Consider the following 15,217-nt stretch of genomic DNA (forward strand, 5'->3'; position numbering starts at 1 on the left):
CCCGCGAGGCAATCCACCGTGAACTGGGACGACACCGCACCCCCGACCGACGACACCGCCGACGGCCGCCTCGTCGGCGCATCAGCCGACGGCGAGGACCAGGCCGTCGAGGCGGCCCTGCGGCCCAAGTCGCTGGACGAGTTCGTCGGCCAGGAGCGGGTGCGGGAGCAGCTCGACCTTGTCCTGAAGGCTGCCCTCGCGCGCGGCGCCACCGCCGACCATGTGCTGCTCTCCGGTGCGCCCGGTCTCGGCAAGACGACCCTCTCCATGATCATCGCCGCGGAGATGGGCGCCCCGATCCGCATCACCTCCGGCCCGGCGATCCAGCACGCCGGCGACCTGGCCGCGATCCTCTCGTCCCTCCAGGAGGGCGAGGTCCTCTTCCTCGACGAGATCCACCGGATGTCGCGGCCGGCCGAGGAGATGCTCTACATGGCGATGGAGGACTTCCGCGTCGACGTCATCGTCGGCAAAGGCCCCGGCGCCACCGCCATCCCCCTCGAGCTGCCGCCGTTCACCCTGGTCGGCGCCACGACACGGGCCGGACTGCTGCCCCCGCCACTGCGTGACCGGTTCGGCTTCACCGCCCACATGGAGTTCTACGAGCCCGCCGAGCTGGAGCGGGTCGTCCACCGCTCCGCCCAGCTCCTCGACGTCGCGATCGACACCGAGGGCGCCGCCGAGATCGCGGGCCGGTCCCGCGGCACGCCCCGTATCGCCAACCGGCTGCTGCGCCGCGTCCGTGACTACGCCCAGGTCAAGGCCGACGGCCGGATCACGCGTGAGATCGCCGGTGCGGCACTCGCGGTGTACGAGGTCGACGGGCGTGGTCTCGACCGGCTCGACCGTGCCGTGCTCCAGGCGCTCCTCAAGCTGTTCGGCGGTGGTCCGGTCGGTCTGTCCACCCTGGCCGTGGCCGTGGGTGAGGAGCGGGAGACGGTCGAGGAGGTCGCCGAGCCGTTCCTGGTGAGGGAGGGCCTGCTCGCCCGTACCCCGCGCGGGCGAGTCGCGACCCCCGCGGCATGGGCGCATCTCGGCCTCGTACCGCCCCAGCAGGTGTCCGGGGCGGCCGGACAACAGGGTCTCTTCGGGACGTGACGGCGCGGACGGTCGCCCGGGCGGGAACCACGGTGACATGCTGGGCGTTGTTCCATCGATGCGGACTCGCTTAGACTCCGCCGGTGCCGACCTGTCACGGTCGGTGTGCCCACCCCCGAAGATCGGCCGGCCTCTGCAGCGCGGTCGTGCGAAGGAATTCCGTCCCGTGAATAACATCGGCATGCTCCTCCCGTTCATCGTGCTCATCGGGGCCATGTTCCTGATGACCCGCTCTGCCAAGAAGAAGCAGCAGCAGGCGGTCGCGATGCGCAATCAGATGCAGCCCGGCTCCGGGGTGCGGACCATCGGGGGCCTGTACGCCACCGTCAAGGAGGTCAACGACGACACCGTCCTCCTTGAGGCCGCGCCGGGCGTCCACCTCGCGTTCGCCAAGAACGCCATCGGTGCCGTCCTCGACGACGAGGAGTACAACCGCATCGTGCACGGCGACGGTGAGGGTGATCTCAAGAACGACACCCCCATCGTTCCGGACGATGCCTCCTCGCTGACCGAGACCGCCGGCGACACCGCCGAGGCCGAGGACGCCAAGATCGACCTGGGCAAGAACGACAAGGCGGACGACGCCGGCGCCGCGCCCGAGGCCAAGAAGGCCAAGGGCGACGAGAAGGCCGACGGCGACACCGACGCGAAGTAACAGCGACCGGGGACCGCGGACCGCCCAGGGGCGAGGACCGCGGTCCCCCGTTCGTGCCGACCACTGCGGGGGCAGGTCCCCACAACACTTCGTGGCCACTCCGTCGCACACCCGGCGCGGAGCGGTTGGACAGGGAGAATCGAGAAGGTGGCAGCACCGAAGAAGGGCCGAAGGGCGCCCGCGGGTCAGGGCAGGCCAGGGCGCACCCTGGTCCTGATGCTGATCGTCATGGCGGCGCTGTTCGGCGGGATGTTCTGGACCGGGGAGACCTCGCCCCGCCTGGGCATCGACCTGGCGGGCGGCACGTCGATCACGCTCGAGGCCGTGGCTGATCCCGGCAAGGAAAGCGCGATCAACAAGACCAACATGGACACCGCGGTCGGCATCATCGAGCGCCGGGTCAATGGTCTGGGTGTCTCCGAGTCCGAGGTCCAGACCCAGGGCGAGAAGAACATCATCGTCAACATCCCCAAGGGCACGAACTCGCAGCAGGCGCGCGACCAGGTGGGCACCACGGCCCAGCTGTACTTCCGCCCGGTCCTCGCCGTGGCGGCCGCCGGCCCAGTGACCCCTGAGCCCGGCAAGAGCCCGGCCCCGAGCGCCTCGCCCTCGGGCAAGGGCGACGGGAAGGACGAGGCGACCGCGCCTTCCGGTGCGCCTTCCGCGAGCCCGACCACTCAGGGCCGCGCCGTCACCGATGCGCTCAAGGCGCCCTCGCCCACGCCCAGCGGTGCCGCTTCGGGCAAGCCGGAGGCTGCGAAGAGCCCCACCCCGCCCCCGCCCACCCCGGCCGAGGCCGCGCTCCAGAAGAAGTTCACCGAGCTGAACTGCCTGGACAAGAAGCAGCGCGTCGCCGCCTCCAGGGGCAGCAAGCCCGAGGACCCCATCGTCGCCTGTGGCAAGAACAGCGGGGGCGTCTGGGAGAAGTACCTGCTGGGCCCGGCCGAGGTCGACGGCAAGGACGTCGATGACGCCAAGGGCGTCCTCGACCCGCAGCGTGGCATCTGGATCGTCACGATGGACTTCACCGACGCCGGCTCGAAGAAGTTCTCCAAGATCACCAGCAAGCTGTCGCAGCAGCAGCCGCCGATGAACCAGTTCGCCATCGTGCTCGACGGCGACGTCGTCTCGGCCCCGTCGGTCCGCACGACGCTGAGCGCCAGCGCCGAGATCTCCGGCAGCTTCACCCAGCAGTCCGCCCAGGACCTGGGCAACATCCTCAGCTACGGTGCCCTCCCGCTGACCTTCAAGGAGCAGAGCACCACCACCGTCACCGCCGCCCTCGGCGGCGAGCAGCTCAAGGCCGGCCTCATCGCGGGAGCCATCGGTCTGGCGCTGGTCGTGATCTACCTGGTGGTCTACTACCGCGGTCTGTCGGTCGTCGCCCTGCTCAGCCTGCTGGTGTCGGCGATCCTGACGTACACCCTGATGACACTCCTGGGCCCGGCCATCGGCTTCGCGCTGAATCTGCCGGCGGTCTGTGGTGCGATCGTCGCGATCGGTATCACCGCCGACTCGTTCATCGTGTACTTCGAACGCATCCGCGACGAGATCCGCGAGGGCCGTACGCTCCGCCCGGCCGTCGAGCGGGCCTGGCCGCGTGCCCGGCGCACGATCCTGGTCTCCGACTTCGTGTCGTTCCTGGCCGCCGCGGTGCTCTTCATCGTCACCGTCGGCAAGGTCCAGGGCTTCGCGTTCACCCTCGGCCTGACGACCCTGCTCGACGTGGTCGTGGTGTTCCTCTTCACGAAGCCGATCATGACGATCCTCGCCCGCAAGAAGTTCTTCGCGAGCGGCCACCCGTGGTCCGGACTGGACCCGAAGCGCCTCGGAGCCAAGCCCCCGCTGCGCCGCTCCCGTCGTGTCTCCGCCCCCGTCGACCCCAAGGAGGCGTGAGATGTCCCGACTCGGAAATCTCGGCGCCCGGCTCTACCGCGGCGAGGTCGGTTACGACTTCGTCGGCAAGCGGAAGATCTGGTACGGCATCTCGATCCTGATCACCATCACGGCCATCGTCGCCCTGGCGGTGCGTGGTCTGAACATGGGCATCGAGTTCAAGGGCGGTGCCGTCTTCACCATGGAGAAGGTGACCGTCTCCGTCACCCAGGCGCAGAACGCGGCACAGGAGGCCTCCGGACACCCCGCGATCGTCCAGAAGCTGGGCAACGGCGACATGCGGATCCAGGTCAGCGAGCTGGACACCGCTCAGTCCGACAAGGTGAGCAAGCAGCTCTCCAGCGAGCTGAACATCCCGGAATCCAAGATCAACGCCGAGCTGGTCGGTCCCAGCTGGGGTGAGCAGATCGCCAACAAGGCATGGACCGGCCTCGGGATCTTCATGATCCTCGTGGTGATCTATCTGGCGATCGCCTTCGAATGGAGAATGGCGCTCGCCGCCCTGGTGGCCCTGATCCACGACCTCACCATCACCGTCGGTGTGTACGCACTGGTCGGCTTCGAGGTCACCCCGGGCACCGTGATCGGTCTGCTGACCATCCTCGGTTACTCGCTCTACGACACGGTGGTCGTCTTCGACTCCCTCAAGGAAGGGTCGAAGGACATCACCAAGCAGACCCGCTGGACGTACAGCGAGGTCGCCAACCGCTCGATCAACAGCACCCTCGTCCGCTCGATCAACACCACGGTCGTGGCGCTGCTGCCGGTCGCCGGTCTGCTCTTCATCGGCGGCGGCTTCCTCGGCGCGGGCATGCTCAACGACATCTCGCTGTCGCTGTTCGTCGGTCTTGCCGCCGGTGCCTACTCGTCGATCTTCATCGCCACTCCGCTGGTCGCCGACCTGAAGGAGCGCGAGCCGCAGATGAAGGCCCTGAAGAAGCGGGTGCTCGCCAAGCGCGCGGCCGCCGCGGCGAAGGGTGAGCAGGCCGAGGACGCCGATGGGGAGGGCCCGGGCGCCGCACCGTACGACGAGGTTCCCGGCGCGGCCACGGCCGCGGGCACCGTCGTCGGCCAGCGGGGCCGCGGCCGGGGCCGCCCCTCGTCGGGGAAGCGCCGATGACCGCGAGCACGCGGGAACTGCTCCTGAGCCGCATCCGTGACGTGCCGGACTATCCCAAGCCGGGTGTGATGTTCAAGGACATCACCCCGCTGCTAGCGGACCCGGCCGCGTTCACGGCGCTCACGGAGACGCTCGCCGAGCTCTGTGTCCGCCAGGGTGCGACGAAGGTCGTCGGCCTGGAGGCACGCGGCTTCATCCTGGCCGCGCCCGTCGCCGTCAAGGCAGGGGTCGGCTTCATTCCCGTACGCAAGGCGGGCAAGCTCCCCGGAGCAACCCTGTCCCAGGCGTACGAGCTGGAGTACGGCAGCGCCGAGATCGAGGTGCACGCCGAGGACCTCGGCGCGGACGACCGCGTCATGGTCATCGACGATGTCCTCGCCACCGGTGGCACCGCGGAGGCCTCCCTGGAGCTGATCCGCCGGGCCGGTGCCGAGATCGCGTGTATCGGGATCCTCATGGAGCTGAGCTTCCTGGGCGGGCGTGCCCGTCTGGAGCCCGCTCTGAACGGTGCTCCGCTGGAGGCTCTGCTCACGCTCTGAGCGGACCAGGAGCGCGCAACTGGGCCATGGAACGGGCACTCGGGAACACCGGGTGCCCGTTTCGCGTTGTGGACGGTTCCGGTCCCGGGGCGAGGTGAACGCCCAGGGTCGATACCATGGCCTTTCCGGGCCTGACCGGGGGACCCGGATCCGCCTGAGGAGCGCTCTTGCCAGACGAGGCCCGTCCCGCCACCGCGCAGCCCGACCAGCAGGCCCGAAAGGGTGCCGCGGTGCCAGGCACGCCCGAGAAGAAGTCCGCCGAGCGGCCGGAGGCCGCCGCGGCGCCGGAGCGGAGTGCCACGGGGGCCGCCGCGGCAGAGGGCAGGGGGAGTGCGAACGGCTCGGCCTCCGGTCCCGCACCGGCTCCCACGCCGGTGTCCGCGCCCAAGCCCACTCCCGCGCCCCCGGTGCGCTCGGGCGGCGGTTCCTCCAACCGGGTCCGCGCCCGGCTCGCCCGCCTCGGCGTGCAGCGCTCCAGCCCGTACAACCCGGTCCTCGAACCGCTGCTGCGGATCGTGCGGAGCAACGACCCGAAGATCGAGACCTCGACCCTGCGCCAGGTCGAGCGCGCCTACCAGGTCGCCGAGCGCTGGCACCGCGGCCAGAAGCGCAAGAGCGGCGACCCGTACATCACGCATCCGCTCGCCGTCACCACGATCCTCGCCGAGCTCGGCATGGACCCCGCGACGCTGATGGCGGGTCTGCTGCACGACACCGTCGAGGACACCGAGTACGGGCTGGACACTCTGCGCCGCGACTTCGGCGACCAGGTCGCGCTGCTCGTCGACGGCGTCACCAAGCTCGACAAGGTGAAGTTCGGGGAGGCCGCCCAGGCCGAGACCGTGCGCAAGATGGTCGTCGCCATGGCCAAGGACCCGCGTGTCCTGGTCATCAAGCTCGCCGACCGTCTGCACAACATGCGCACGATGCGCTACCTCAAGCGTGAGAAGCAGGAGAAGAAGGCCCGCGAAACGCTCGAGATCTATGCCCCACTGGCGCACCGGCTGGGCATGAACACCATCAAGTGGGAGCTGGAGGACCTCGCGTTCGCGATCCTCTACCCGAAGATGTACGACGAGATCGTGCGGCTCGTCGCCGAGCGTGCGCCCAAGCGGGACGAGTACCTCGCCATAGTGACGGACGAGGTCCAGTCCGATCTGCGTGCCGCCCGTATCAAGGCCACCGTCACCGGCAGGCCGAAGCACTACTACAGCGTGTACCAGAAGATGATCGTCCGCGGCCGTGACTTCGCGGAGATCTACGACCTGGTCGGCATCCGCGTCCTCGTCGACACCGTCCGCGACTGCTATGCGGCACTCGGCACCGTTCACGCCCGCTGGAACCCGGTTCCGGGGCGGTTCAAGGACTACATCGCGATGCCGAAGTTCAACATGTACCAGTCGCTGCACACGACGGTCATCGGACCCAACGGCAAGCCCGTCGAACTCCAGATCCGTACGTTCGACATGCACCGCCGTGCCGAGTACGGCATCGCCGCGCACTGGAAGTACAAGCAGGAGGCCGTCGCCGGTGCCTCCAAGGTCCGCACGGACGTCCCCAAGGCCACCGGCAAGGACAAGGACGCCATCAATGACATGGCGTGGCTGCGGCAGCTCCTGGACTGGCAGAAGGAGACCGAGGACCCGGGCGAGTTCCTGGAGTCGCTGCGCTTCGACCTCTCGCGCAACGAGGTCTTCGTCTTCACCCCCAAGGGCGATGTCATAGCGCTTCCCGCCGGCGCCACCCCCGTCGACTTCGCCTACGCGGTCCACACCGAGGTCGGTCACCGGACCATAGGCGCCCGGGTGAACGGACGTCTGGTACCGCTCGAGTCCACACTCGACAACGGCGACCTGGTGGAGGTCTTCACCTCCAAGGCGACGGGAGCGGGTCCCTCCCGCGACTGGCTCGGCTTCGTCAAGTCACCGCGGGCCCGGAACAAGATCCGCGGCTGGTTCTCCAAGGAACGCCGGGACGAAGCGATCGAGCAGGGCAAGGACGCGATCGCGCGCGCCATGCGCAAGCAGAACCTGCCGATCCAGCGGATCCTCACGGGCGACTCTCTGGTGACGCTGGCGCACGAGATGCGCTACCCCGACATCTCCTCGCTCTACGCGGCGATCGGCGAGGGTCACGTCGCCGCCCAGGGTGTCGTCCAGAAGCTCGTCCAGGCCCTAGGCGGCGAGGAGGCGGCCACCGAGGACATCGCCGAGTCCGTACCGCCGTCCCGTACCCGCGGCCGCAAGCGCCGGGCCAATGCCGACCCGGGTGTCGTCGTCAAGGGCGTCGAGGACGTCTGGGTGAAGCTCGCCCGGTGCTGCACGCCCGTGCCGGGCGACCCCATCATCGGCTTCGTCACGCGGGGCAGCGGGGTGTCCGTCCACCGTGCCGACTGTGTCAACGTCGACTCGTTGTCCCAGCAGCCCGAGCGGATCCTCGAGGTCGAATGGGCGCCCACCCAGTCCTCGGTCTTCCTGGTCGCGATCCAGGTCGAGGCCCTGGACCGTTCGAGACTGCTGTCCGACGTCACCCGCGTGCTGTCCGACCAGCACGTCAACATCCTGTCGGCGGCCGTCCAGACCTCCCGCGACCGCGTCGCCACCTCCCGCTTCACCTTCGAGATGGGCGACCCCAAGCATCTGGGCCATGTCCTGAAGGCAGTCAGGGGTGTGGAGGGCGTGTACGACGTCTACCGGGTGACCTCGGCACGGCGCCCGTAGCCGACGGTGCTCCGTCGCCCGCCCCCCGCCCCTCGAAGGGCCGGGGCGGGACACGGCCGCCCGCCCGTGACCGGCCGTCGGCCGTGACCGGACACCCGGCCCACCGCACGGCGAAGGGCCCGGCAGCACATGCTGCCGGGCCCTTCGCCGTGCGGTGGGCCGGTGGCCGTCAGCCGCCGAACTCCTCCAGCCCCTTCAGAGCCTGGTCCAGCAGCGCCTGCCGCCCCTCGAGCTCCTTCGCGAGCTTGTCGGCCTTGGCGTTGTTGCCCGCGGCACGCGCGGCGTCGATCTGCTCACGCAGCTTGTCGACCGCGGCCTGCAGCTGGCCCGTCAGACCTGCGGCACGCGCCCGTGCCTCGGGGTTGGTGCGGCGCCACTCGGCCTCCTCGGCCTCCTGGATCGCCCGCTCCACCGCGTGCATCCGGCCCTCGACCTTCGGGCGGGCGTCACGCGGGACGTGACCGATGGCCTCCCAGCGCTCGTTGATGGACCGGAAGGCGCCACGGGCGGCCTTCAGATCCGTCACGGGCATGAGCTTCTCGGCCTCGGCCGCAAGCTCTTCCTTCAGCTTGAGGTTCTCGGTCTGCTCCGCATCACGCTCGGCGAAGACCCCGCTGCGGGCCGCGAAGAAGATGTCCTGGGCGCCGCGGAAACGGTTCCACAGATCGTCCTCGTGCTCGCGCTGGGCGCGGCCCGCGGCCTTCCACTCCGCCATCAGTTCGCGGTAGCGGGCGGCCGTGACGCCCCAGTCGGTCGAACCGGACAGCGACTCGGCCTCCGCGACCAGTCGCTCCTTGGTCTGCCGGGCCACCTCGCGCTGCGCGTCCAGCGAGGCGAAGTGCGCCTTCCGGCGCTTGGAGAACGCCGAGCGCGCGTGCGAGAACCTGTGCCACAGCTCGTCGTCGGACTTCCGGTCGAGCCGGGGGAGGCCCTTCCAGGTGTCGACCAGTGCGCGCAGCCGCTCACCGGCGGCCCGCCACTGCTCGCTCTGCGCAAGCTCCTCCGCCTCCGTGACCAGCGCCTCCTTGGAGTGCCTGGCCTCGTCGGTCTGCTTCGCCTTCTGTGCCTTGCGCTCCTCGCGGCGCGCCTCGACCGTCGTGACAAGCGCGTCGAGCCGCTTGCGCAGTGCGTCGAGGTCACCGACGGCGTGATGCTCGTCGACCTGCTGACGGATGTGGTCGATCGCCGCCGTCGCGTCCTTCGCCGACAGATCGGTGGTCTTCACCCGCTTCTCGAGGAGGCCGATCTCGACAACCAAGCCCTCGTACTTGCGCTCGAAGTAGGCCAGTGCCTCCTCGGGAGTTCCGGCCTGCCACGATCCGACGACCTGCTCGCCCTCGGAAGTCCGCACGTACACGGTGCCCGTCTCGTCGACGCGGCCCCACGGGTCGCTGCTCACAGCGCCTCCTCCACATGATGCCTGCGAGGGCTCGGGCCCCCGGGCATCGTCCACAGTTTCCTGGACGGGCCTCGCCCGCCCTCCCACAACGCGGACCCAGCCCGCGCTGCACAACGCCAATCTAGGCGACCGGCCGCCCGGCTGTCCGCACTCGGCGCCGCCGAATTCGGCGGGTCACCCCTTGCTGACCGTCATCTTTTCGATGGTGACGGCCTTCTTCGGTGCCCCGTCGGTTGCGCCGCCCGCGACGCCTGCCGCAGCCACGGCCTCGACCGCCTTGAGGCCGGTCTCGTCCATGGTGCCGAACGCCGTGTAGCCGGGCGGCAGTTTGCTGTCCTTGTAGACGAGGAAGAACTGGCTCCCGCCGCTGTTCGGCTGCCCCGTGTTCGCCATCGCCACCGTGCCGGCCTTGTACGTCACGGTGCCGTCCTGGCCCGCCTTGCCGAGCCCCGCGAGGTTCTCGTCCGGGATCGTGTAGCCGGGGCCGCCGGTGCCGTCGCCCTTCGGGTCGCCGCACTGCAGCACGAAGATGCCTCCCGTGGTGAGCCGGTGGCACTTCGTGTTGTCGAAGAAGCCCTTGTCCGCGAGGTGCTTGAACGAGTTCACCGTGCGCGGGGTCTTCTTGGCGTCCGTTGTCACGGTGATGTCGCCCTGGCTGGTCTTCAGCGCCATCCTGTACGTGGCGTTCTTGTCGATGGCCATCGCGGGCTCGGGAACGCTGCTCTCGCTCTCCTCGGGCGTCGGCGAAGGAGAGGAGTCGGCCACGGAGTCGCTGCCGGAGCCGCCGTCGGTCAGACCCACCGAGGCATAGGCCGCCGCCCCCGCAGCGAGCACCACGGCGAGCACCGATGCGATGATCGTGTTGCGGCGTCTGGCCTTCTTCCGGGCCTCGTGCCGACGGCGCTGCTGTCGCTCGAACTTCTCCCTGGCGAGCTGGCGCCGCCGCTGATCGTTGCTGACCACCGGTCCACTCCTTGAAAGTCGTCTGGTCTCGTCCGGCCGGGTGTGCCCGTACCGTATACGGGTTGGCTGTGTGGCGAGCAGCGCCGGTAGGCTCTGATCTGCTGCATTTCGCGACAGCGATCCCGTCGGACAACACACTGAGGACGATCGTGCTTATTGCCGGGTTCCCCGCCGGGGCCTGGGGGACCAATTGCTATCTGGTCGCCCCCGCCGCAGGCGAGGAGTGCGTGATCATCGACCCGGGCCACCAGGCCGCCCAGGGAGTCGAGGAGACGCTGAAGAAGCATCGGCTCAAGCCCGTGGCGGTCGTGCTCACCCATGGCCACATCGACCACGTCGCCTCGGTCGTCCCGGTGTGCGGTGCCCATGACGTACCGGCCTGGATCCATCCTTCCGACCGGTACATGATGAGCGACCCGGAGAAGGCCCTCGGCCGCTCCATCGGGATGCCGCTCATGGGCGAGCTGACCGTGGGGGAGCCCGACGACGTCCACGAGCTGACGGACGGCGCCGCGCTGAAGCTGGCGGGTCTGGAGCTGACCGTGTCGCACGCGCCCGGCCATACCAAGGGGTCGGTGACCTTCAGCCTGCCCGAGGCGGCGGACATCCCGCCGGTCTTCTTCTCGGGCGATCTGCTCTTCGCCGGCTCCATCGGACGCACCGACCTGCCCGGCGGTGACATGGCCGAGATGCTCGACTCGCTTGCGCGTGTGTGCCTGCCGCTCGACGACTCGACCGTGGTGCTGTCCGGCCACGGCCCCCAGACGACCATCGGCCGCGAGCGTTCCGCCAACCCCTATCTGAGGGAAGTGGCCTCCGGCCGGGGAGACGGTCCGACCGCCGCCCCCCGACGAGGAATGTGACGAGACCTTTCGTGAGTACCTTCCAGGCCCCCAAGGGCACCTACGACCTGATTCCGCCGGACTCCGCGAAGTACCTGGCCGTGCGCGAGGCGATCGCCACGCCCCTGAGGAACTCCGGCTACGGCTACATCGAGACGCCCGGTTTCGAGAACGTCGAGCTGTTCGCGCGCGGTGTCGGCGAGTCCACCGACATCGTCACCAAGGAGATGTACGCCTTCGAGACCAAGGGCGGCGACAGGCTCGCCCTGCGCCCCGAGGGCACCGCGTCCGTGCTCCGCGCGGCACTCGAGGCCAACCTCCACAAGACGGGCAACCTCCCGGTCAAGCTCTGGTACTCGGGTTCGTACTACCGCTACGAGCGCCCGCAGAAGGGCCGGTACAGGCACTTCTCCCAGGTCGGTGCCGAGGCGATCGGTGCCGAGGACCCGGCGCTCGACGCCGAGCTGATCATTCTGGCCGACCAGTCGTACCGCTCCCTGGGCCTCAGCAACTTCCGTATCCTGCTGAACTCGCTGGGTGACAAGGAGTGCCGTCCCGTCTACCGCGATGCGCTCCAGGGCTTCCTGCGCGGCCTCGACCTGGACGAGGACACCCGGCGCCGCGTCGACATCAACCCGCTGCGGGTCCTCGACGACAAGCGGGACGCGGTGCAGAAGCAGCTCGTGGGAGTGCCGCTGCTGCGCGACTATCTGTGCGATGCGTGCAAGGCGTACCACGAAGAGGTGCGCGAGCTGCTGACTGCGGCCGGCGTGGCGTTCGAGGACGACGAGAAGCTGGTGCGCGGCCTGGACTACTACACGCGCACGACCTTCGAGTTCGTCCACGACGGTCTCGGCTCCCAGTCCGCGGTGGGCGGCGGCGGCCGCTACGACGGTCTGTCCGAGATGATCGGCGGCCCGGCGCTCCCGTCGGTGGGCTGGGCGCTCGGCGTCGACCGCACGGTCCTGGCACTGGAGGCCGAGGGGATCGAGCTCGAGCTCCCCGCCACCACCAGTGTGTTCGCGGTCCCGCTCGGCGAAGAGGCGCGGCGCGTCCTCTTCGGCGTGGTGACCCAGCTGCGCAGGACGGGAATCGCCGCCGACTTCTCGTACGGCGGCAAGGGCCTCAAGGGCGCGATGAAGAACGCCAACCGCAGTGGTGCGCGGTACGCGATCGTCGCCGGTGAGCGCGATCTGGCCGAAGGCGCGGTCCAGCTCAAGGACATGGAGTCCGGTGAGCAGATCGCAGTCCCACTGGACGGCCTCGTGGCGGAGATCCGCTCGCGCCTGTCGTGATGTGCGGTGCGAGCCCTGCGGGGCTCGCACCGCCCGTCCTTCCCGACCGGGAGGCTCCGGCCCCGGAGCCGTGCCCCAGGGGCCGGTCCGGGACCGGCCCCGTCGGCCCGGACCGGCGTGCGAGGTGCGGGACCGGCACGGAACCCCCGGTCAGGGCACGGGTTCCGGCCGGGAGGTGCCCGGCGGGGAACTACAGCAGCCCGTGGCGCATCGCGCTCGTCACGGCCGCGGTGCGGTCGGTGACGTCCAGCTTGTTGAAGATGCGCAGCATATGAGTCTTCACCGTGGACTCGGCCACATACAGCCGCCGCCCGATCTCCGCGTTCGTCGCCCCGTCCGCGACGAGACGCAGAACCGCCACCTCGCGGTCCGAGAGTCGCGGACGCTCCGGCCTGGTGCGGAGCTGGTCGACCAGTCGGGCCGCCACGGAGGGGGCCAGGACCGTCTCACCGCGGACGGCGGCACGGACGGCGTCGGCGAGCTCCGCTCGAGCCATGTCCTTCAGCAGGTATCCCGCAGCACCGGCCTCCACCGCGCGCAGGATGTCCCGGTCCGTCTCGTACGTGGTCAGGACCACGATGCGGCAGGACAGCCCCGCAGCCGTCATGCGGGTGATCGAGTCGACGCCGTCGCCGCCGGGCATCCGCAGATCCATCAGCACGATGTCCGGCCGCAGTTCGACGGCCAGGGCCTCGGCCTGCGGCCCGTTCGCGGCCTCACCGACGACCTCCAGATCGGACTCGGCGCTGAGCATCCCGCGCAGCCCCTCCCGTACCACGGGATGGTCGTCGGCGAGCAGGACGCGGATCATGGACGACTCCTCAGGGCGACGGTGACCGTGGTGCCCTCGCCGGGCGTGCTGATGACGTCTGCGGTGCCGCCGACCTCGGCCGCGCGTGCCCGCAGGCCGCGCAGTCCGTAGCCCCGGCTGGGCGCGGCCGGGTCGAAACCCCGGCCGGTGTCCCTGACCGACACGGTCAGTTCATGATCACCGTAGGCCAGGGACAGTGCCACCTCCGCCCCGGGGCCCGCGTGCTTCGCGGCGTTCGCCAGGGCTTCCTGGCAGCTGCGCAGGGCGACCACCTCCAGGGCGGCCGGCAGCGGCGCGGCCCGGCCGGTCACCGAGACCGTCGCCGGCGGATCGTGTCGGGCTGCCAGCCGGGACACGGCTTCCCGAAGTGAGCCGCCGTCGAGATCGGCCGGCGCACCTCCGGTGACCAACGCCCGTGCCTCGGCCAGATTCTGACGTGCCGTCACTGCCATGAGGTCGAGATGGCGCCGAGCCTGCGAGGGATCCGTGTCGAGTTCCGACTGCACCGCCTGCACGAGCATCAGCAGACTGGTGAAGCCCTGGGCCAGCGTGTCGTGGATCTCCCGGGACATCCGCTCCCGTTCGGTGAGGGCGCCGCGCTCCGCCGAGAGCCGGGCCACCTCCTCGCGACTGGCCTCCAGATCGGCGATGAGCACGGCCCGGTCCCTGCTCTGCTCGATGATCCGGTCGATCCAGACACCGAAGAAGGCGGAGAAGGCAAGGGTGATCGCCGAGGACGCCGCGTTGAAGAAGACCTGATGGGCCTCCGGTTGCCAGACCAGTGCCCAGCCGGCCACCGGCACGAGGCTCACGACGGCCAGCGACACCAGCGCCCGCCGCATGGGCAGCAGCATGAAGCAGTGCGGTGCGAGGGCAAAGGTCATCAGCCGGGTCTCGCCCACCAGGAACGCGGGCGGGAGGAAGAGCAGGACCGCCCCGGCCACGTACGCCAGGGAGGCCCGCGCGTCGTCGGCGCCGGCGTCGAGCATCCGGGGCCGGCCGACCAGGACGTACCAGGGGATGAGCAGGGTGAGCAGTGCGACGGCGGTGAACCGGTAGCCCGGTGCGGGGTGATCGGCCCCCAGGACGAAGGCCGCGGTCGCCAGCCACACCACGGAGTAGTAGATGTCCCACGGGCGGGACGAGCGGTCCCAGACATGGGAGTCGCGCATCCCGCCCGCCTTCGCGGACTCCGTCAGCCGTCGTGGCGGCTCTTCCACCTGAAGGTCAGCAGACACAGGACCAATCCTCCGATGCACCAGGCCCCGAGGACCAGGGCGATCGTGCCGAACTCCCAGCTGCCTGCGGGTTCGAGGACGGCGGCCGACTCCGGCAGGAAGATGCCGCGGAAGCCCTGGCACATCCACTTGAGGGGGAAGAAGGAGCTGATGTCCAGGAGCCAGGAGGGGAGGGTGCCGACAGGGATGAACACCCCGGAGGTGAACTGGAGGATCAGGAAGGGCAGGACGACGACGGAGCTCGCGTTCCTGCCGGATTTCGGCAGGCTGCTGATGGCGATGCCCAGCAGCGCGCAACCGGTGATGCCGAGTGCGAAGACCCAGCCGAAGGTGAGCCACTTCGCCGCGGTGGACGGCAGGTCCAGGCCGAACAGTGCCGAGCCCACGACCAGGAGGACGGCGGTCTCGGCCAGCCCGGTCACGAGCACCATCCAGACCTTGCCGAGGAAGTACGCGGCGGGCGGCATCGGTGTGCCGCGCAGCCGGCGCAGCACCTTTTCGTCCCGTTCGACCGCGATGGCGATGCCCAGCGACTGGAAGCTGGTGGACATGATGCCCGCGGCCACCATGCCGGCCGCGTAGAGCTGGGCCGCGGTGACCCCGGAGCCCTCCACGTCGTCGTCGAAGATCGAGGCGAAGAG

General features: G+C 69.7%; 12 protein-coding genes and 1 pseudogene. 8 read left to right on the forward strand and 5 right to left on the reverse strand.

The features are described 5' to 3' along the window. The first annotated feature begins 18 nt into the window (after positions 1 to 18). The 6 genes from ruvB to AC068D_RS23235 all read left to right on the forward strand — a co-directional run bounded on the left by ruvB (position 19) and on the right by AC068D_RS23235 (position 8,028). Positions 19 to 1,098: a Holliday junction branch migration DNA helicase RuvB gene (gene ruvB / locus AC068D_RS23210; RefSeq protein WP_478824942.1), complete on the forward strand. Its 1,080-nt coding sequence runs from the start codon at positions 19 to 21 to the stop codon at positions 1,096 to 1,098. 181 nt (positions 1,099 to 1,279) lie between these two features. Continuing rightward, on the forward strand, positions 1,280 to 1,753 hold the full coding sequence (yajC, locus tag AC068D_RS23215) for a preprotein translocase subunit YajC (RefSeq protein ID WP_478825067.1): 474 nt from the start codon (positions 1,280 to 1,282) through the stop codon (positions 1,751 to 1,753). A 147-nt stretch (positions 1,754 to 1,900) separates the two neighbouring features. Beyond that, positions 1,901 to 3,649 carry a protein translocase subunit SecD gene (gene secD / locus AC068D_RS23220; RefSeq protein WP_478824943.1) on the forward strand — a complete coding sequence of 583 codons (1,749 nt, stop codon included), beginning with the start codon at positions 1,901 to 1,903 and terminating at the stop codon, positions 3,647 to 3,649. A 1-nt stretch (position 3,650) separates the two neighbouring features. After that, positions 3,651 to 4,769 (forward strand): protein translocase subunit SecF, encoded by a 1,119-nt coding sequence (gene secF, locus AC068D_RS23225; RefSeq protein WP_478824944.1) that lies wholly within the window; start codon positions 3,651 to 3,653, stop codon positions 4,767 to 4,769. After that, positions 4,766 to 5,308, forward strand: a complete 543-nt coding sequence (locus AC068D_RS23230) for an adenine phosphoribosyltransferase (protein ID WP_478824945.1) — start codon at positions 4,766 to 4,768, stop codon at positions 5,306 to 5,308. Before secF ends, AC068D_RS23230 begins: the two co-directional genes overlap by 4 nt. Positions 5,309 to 5,475: 167 nt before the next feature. Further along, positions 5,476 to 8,028, forward strand: coding sequence for a RelA/SpoT family protein (locus AC068D_RS23235; protein ID WP_478824946.1), 2,553 nt, complete (start codon positions 5,476 to 5,478; stop codon positions 8,026 to 8,028). A 169-nt stretch (positions 8,029 to 8,197) separates the two neighbouring features. Here the strand turns inward: AC068D_RS23235 and AC068D_RS23240 are convergent, their stop codons facing one another. Together AC068D_RS23240 and AC068D_RS23245 are read right to left on the reverse strand one after the other, a co-directional pair. Then, positions 8,198 to 9,427, reverse strand: coding sequence for a DUF349 domain-containing protein (locus AC068D_RS23240; protein ID WP_478824947.1), 1,230 nt, complete (start codon positions 9,425 to 9,427; stop codon positions 8,198 to 8,200). Positions 9,428 to 9,601: 174 nt separating this feature from the next. Then, the gene (locus AC068D_RS23245; RefSeq protein ID WP_478824948.1) at positions 9,602 to 10,390 is read right to left on the reverse strand and encodes a peptidylprolyl isomerase; all 789 of its coding nucleotides are present in this window, start codon (positions 10,388 to 10,390) and stop codon (positions 9,602 to 9,604) included. Positions 10,391 to 10,539: 149 nt separating this feature from the next. Between AC068D_RS23245 and AC068D_RS23250 the strand changes: the two genes are divergently transcribed. Together AC068D_RS23250 and hisS are read left to right on the forward strand one after the other, a co-directional pair. Next, positions 10,540 to 11,253, forward strand: coding sequence for an MBL fold metallo-hydrolase (locus AC068D_RS23250; protein ID WP_478824949.1), 714 nt, complete (start codon positions 10,540 to 10,542; stop codon positions 11,251 to 11,253). An 11-nt stretch (positions 11,254 to 11,264) separates the two neighbouring features. After that, complete coding sequence (gene hisS, locus AC068D_RS23255) at positions 11,265 to 12,527, forward strand: histidine--tRNA ligase (protein ID WP_478824950.1); 1,263 nt, start codon at positions 11,265 to 11,267, stop codon at positions 12,525 to 12,527. Between the two features lie 190 nt (positions 12,528 to 12,717). On the opposite strand, the gene AC068D_RS23260 is transcribed toward hisS, so the two are convergent. The 3 genes and pseudogenes from AC068D_RS23260 to AC068D_RS23270 form a co-directional block, all read right to left on the reverse strand. After that, positions 12,718 to 13,338, reverse strand: coding sequence for a response regulator (locus AC068D_RS23260; RefSeq protein ID WP_478824951.1), 621 nt, complete (start codon positions 13,336 to 13,338; stop codon positions 12,718 to 12,720). Then, a complete protein-coding gene (locus tag AC068D_RS23265; protein ID WP_478824952.1) occupies positions 13,335 to 14,576 on the reverse strand; it encodes a sensor histidine kinase in 1,242 nt (413 codons plus the stop codon). Before AC068D_RS23265 ends, AC068D_RS23260 begins: the two co-directional genes overlap by 4 nt. Beyond that, a pseudogene (locus tag AC068D_RS23270) lies at positions 14,534 to 15,217 on the reverse strand (ABC transporter permease); the annotation flags it as partial. The pseudogene AC068D_RS23270 and the gene AC068D_RS23265, both read right to left, overlap by 43 nt.

The sequence above is a fragment of the Streptomyces sp. NPDC043861 genome (assembly GCF_056435905.1).